The organism is Promineifilum sp. (SeqCode) (assembly GCF_041918635.1).
Taxonomy (GTDB): Bacteria; Chloroflexota; Anaerolineae; order Promineifilales; family Promineifilaceae; genus Promineifilum.
In genome coordinates this window covers 1-3,846 of sequence record NZ_JAYRVJ010000022.1, presented here as the reverse complement: position 1 = coordinate 3,846, position 3,846 = coordinate 1, and the positions used below count along the sequence as shown (strand labels likewise).

The 3,846-nt window shown below is 69.9% G+C and carries 3 protein-coding genes; 2 read left to right on the top strand and 1 reads right to left on the bottom strand.

What is annotated here, in order from left to right; all coding sequences use genetic code 11:
• Positions 1-303: 303 nt before the first annotated feature.
• Positions 304-1,188 carry a DMT family transporter gene (locus ACE3UY_RS00880; protein WP_374685671.1) on the top strand — a complete coding sequence of 295 codons (885 nt, stop codon included), beginning with the start codon at positions 304-306 and terminating at the stop codon, positions 1,186-1,188.
• Between the two features lie 72 nt (positions 1,189-1,260).
• Positions 1,261-2,742 carry a choice-of-anchor Q domain-containing protein gene (locus ACE3UY_RS00875; protein WP_374685670.1) on the top strand — a complete coding sequence of 494 codons (1,482 nt, stop codon included), beginning with the start codon at positions 1,261-1,263 and terminating at the stop codon, positions 2,740-2,742.
• Positions 2,743-2,882: 140 nt separating this feature from the next.
• Here the strand turns inward: ACE3UY_RS00875 and ACE3UY_RS00870 are convergent, their stop codons facing one another.
• Positions 2,883-3,578: an NADPH-dependent F420 reductase gene (locus ACE3UY_RS00870; protein WP_374685669.1), complete on the bottom strand. Its 696-nt coding sequence runs from the start codon at positions 3,576-3,578 to the stop codon at positions 2,883-2,885.
• Between the last annotated feature and the right edge of the window lie 268 nt (positions 3,579-3,846).

Below are 3,846 nucleotides of genomic sequence, written 5' to 3'. Positions count from 1 at the left end.
GGCGGGTCTTGTTTTGGGGCTTTTTTTTTTTCGTGTTTGGGGTTTTTTTTTTTTGGGGGTTGTTTTTTTTTGTTGTTTTTTCCATTTTGTTTTGGTTGTTTGGGGTTTTTTGCTTTGGGGCTTTTATGCGGGTTTTTTTATACGTCGGGATTGGTAGCGGGGGGGGGGGTAGCTGGGGTGGGGGGGCGCATGCTCAGATGCGCGCTAGGTAGGGCCGGCGGCGCGGGTTCAAAGCGCTTCTTTCTCCCCTGCACCCCCGCTCCCCTGCTCCCCTGCTCCAAACTCCAGCACACGACCATATCAATGGAACAAGCACCCGCCCGCCCCGCCCACCCCACCCGCGCCTACGCCGCCCTCGCGTTGGGTCTGCTGGGCATGGGCTTCTCCGGCATCTTCGTCAGTCTGGCCGACGCGCCGGGGGCGGTGGCCGGCTTCTACCGCATGGCCATCGCCAGCGCCGTGCTGGCCCCGCTCTTCGTGCGCGGCTGGCTGACCCAGGCCCACCCCGGCCGGCGCGAGATCGCCATCGCCCTGCTGGGGGGCCTCTTCTTCGCCGGCGACCTGTTCTTCTGGAACACGGGCATCCTCATCAGCGGGGCCACCAACCCGACGCTAATGGGCAACACCGCGCCCATCTGGGTCGGGCTGGGGGCGATACTGTTCTTCGGCGAGCGGCCGGGCCGGCTGTTCTGGTTGGGGCTGCTGGTGGCGATGCTCGGCGCGGCAGTCATCCTGGGCGTGGACGCGCTGAACGACGTGGGGCTGGGCACGCTGTTCGGCATCTTCTCCGGTATGTTCTACGCCGGCTACTTTCTCGTCGTCCAGCGCAGCCGGCAGAAGCTGAACACCCTGACCGCCTTCTGGCTGTCGTCGGCCGGCTCGGCGGTCATCCTGTGGTTGATGACGCGCCTGCTGGGCCAACCGCTGACCGGCTATTCGACCTTCACCTACCTCAACTTCCTGGGGCTGGGGCTGGTCGTCCACGTCGGCGGGCAGATGGCCGTGGCCTACGCGCTGGGCTATCTGCCGGCCTCCACCGTCTCGCCCATCCTGCTGTTGCACCCGGTGGTCACGGGGCTGCTGGCCGTGCCCTTCCTGGGCGAGGCGCTGACGGTCGTCCAGGCGCTGGGCGGCGGCGTGGTGCTGGCCGGCATCTATCTGGTGTTGCGCAGCCGGCAGCCGCGTTAGTGTAGCGCGGGTTGTCAACCCGCCGCCAATCGCGGTTTGCCAAAACGCGCTACAAACCAAAGGAGATCTGTTATGCGTCCTATCGCCGTTGTGCTTGTCCTGATCGCGCTCATGCTCGCCGCCCTGTTCGGCGCGCCGCCCGCCCGCGCCGCCGACCTGACCGCGGCCACCGAGGCCGAACTGGTCGCCGCCCTCGCCGCCGTCAACGCCGCCGGGGCCGGGACGCATACCATCACCCTGACGGCCAGCATCACCCTGACCGCCCCCTTGCCGCCGCTCAATAACCCGGCGGCGACCAGCCTGATCCTGGACGGCGGCGGCCACACGCTGGACGGCGGCGGCCACGGCCCCGTCCTCAGCGTCGCCGCGGGCACGACGGCCACCGTCCGCGCCATCATCGTCGCCGGCGGCTCGGCCGAGCGGGGCGGCGGCATCCACAACGCCGGGAATCTGACCATCGCCAACAGCACCATCGCCGGCAACAGCGCCGCGCGCGGCGGCGGCGTCTACGTCGAGGCCGTCGCCGGCCGGGCGTCGCTGACCATGACCGACGCCATCGTGACCGGCAACGAGGCGGCGCTGGGCGGCGGCCTGCACGCCTACGCCACGGGCGGCCATGTCGCGGGCGTCGCGCTGACCCGGGTGGCGGTGCGCTACAACCGCGCCACGGGCGACGGGGGCGGCATTGGGCTGCTGGCCGAGGCGGAGGGCGTGGTCAACCTGACCATGACCGACAACACGCTCTTGCAGAACGTCGGCCAGCAAGGGGGCGGGCTGGGCAGTCTGGCCGACGGCGGGCGCGTCTCGGCCAACGTCATTCGCAGCGCGGTGGAGAGCAACCGGGCCGCGGCCGGCGGGGGCCTCTTCCACGGCGCGCAGAACGGCGGCGGCAGCCAGCTCGACGTGGTGCAATCGACCCTGGCCCATAACCGGGCGACGAACGCCGGCGGCGGCATCGCCAACTGGGCGCGCGGCGGCGGGACGGTGCAACTGACGCTGTTCAACGCCACGCTGTCGGCCAACCGGGCCGACGTCGACGGCGGCGGGCTGCACAGCGCCGTGGCCGACGGCAGCGCGGCGGCCAATCTGGCCTACAGCACCCTGGCGGGCAACACGGCCGGCGCGGGGGGCGGGGGCATCCACACCGTGGCCTTCGGCGGCGCGTCCACGGCCACGCTGACGGCGACCCTCGTCAGCAACAGCGCCGGCGACGGCCCCGACTGCGAGCGGCCGAGCGGCAGCATCATCTCCACCGGCTACAACCTGGCGGGGGACGGCACGTGCAACCTGTTGCAGGGTAGCGACCAGCCGGCGGCGCTGGCCGGGTTGGAGCCGCTGGCGCTGAACCCGCCCGGCGCGACGGCGACCCACGGGCTGCGCTTCGCCAGCGCTGCCCTCGACCGCATTCCGCCCGGCGCGGCCGGCTGCGGCACGATCATCAAGACCGACCAGCGCGGCGCGCCCCGCCCCGCCGGCGCCCGCTGCGACGTGGGCGCGTTTGAGCAACAGCCGGGGGATGTGGAGGTGTTTCGGGTGTACGTGCCGTTTGGGTAGGGGCAGACCTGCGTGTCTGCCCCTTTGCGTGTGTCTGCCCCTTTGCGTGTGTCTGCGCCCTTGCGTGTCTGCCCCCTTGCGTGTCTGCCCCCCGCGCGCAGGGGGCGCACGCGCAGGGGGGCGCACACGCAGGTGCGCCCCTACCGCCGCACCAACCGAAACGCAATCCCCCGCCCCATCCCGCTGACCTGGGCCAGGTGGATCCACAGCAGGGCCAGGTTCTCCAGGTGGCGAGCGGCGGAGAGGTCGCCGGCATCGACGACCTCGAAGCCCAGTTCCTCGGCCAGTTGCCAGACGGCCGCCTTGGCCATCTCGTCGTCGCCGCACAGGAACATCGTCGTCGGCTGGCCGTTATAGGCGGGGGCGGCCATGTTCTCCGCGCCGGTGGTGTTGAACGCCTTAACCACCTTGGCCTTGGGGGCCCAGGCGGCGATCTGCTCCGCGCCCGACTCGCCGTTGCCTACGGCCGAGCGCAGGCCGGGGGCGATGGGGTTGGTGCAGTCGATGAGGACTTTGCCGGCCAGGTCGCCGGCCATCTCCAGCCGCTCGCGGGCGGCGCTGTAGGGCACGGCCAGGACGACGATGCTGCTGCGGGCCACGGCGTCGCGCACGGCGGCGGCCGAGGCGTTGGGGCCGGCGTCCTCCAGCAGCGCGCCGACCTTTGGGTTGCCCGGCTGGCGCGAGCCAAAGGTGACCATGTGCCCTCGCGCCGCCCAGCCCTTGCCCAGCGCCGCGCCGACGTGTCCGGTGCCGATGATGGCGATTTTCATGCGCCCCTTCCTTGAAGAAGAAGTAATCCACAGATTTCGCAGATTACGCAGATTCAAGACGATCACATACGGAGTCTGTGCCGTCTGTTAGCGCCTCTGTCTGTTCGCCTTGGGGCTTCAAGATACCCTATCTATGGGCCATCGGCAACCGCAATAGAGGCTAGGGAAGAGCGCCCTCCCCTAACCCCTCCCAAAGGGCGGGGGACTAGAGCGCGCCCTCCCCTAGCCCCTGCCAAAGGGCGGGGGACTAGAGCGCGCCCTCCCCTAACCCCTCCCAAAGGGCGGGGGACTAGAGCGCGCTTCCCTAGCCCCTAGCCCCTAGCCCCTATCCCCT

What these genes read in the sequence shown, in the direction of transcription:
- ACE3UY_RS00880 (WP_374685671.1), top strand. Translation starts at nt 304, where the DNA reads ATGGAACAAGCACCCGCCCGCCCCGCCCACCCCACCCGCGCCTACGCC.
- ACE3UY_RS00875 (WP_374685670.1), top strand. Translation starts at nt 1,261, where the DNA reads ATGCGTCCTATCGCCGTTGTGCTTGTCCTGATCGCGCTCATGCTCGCC.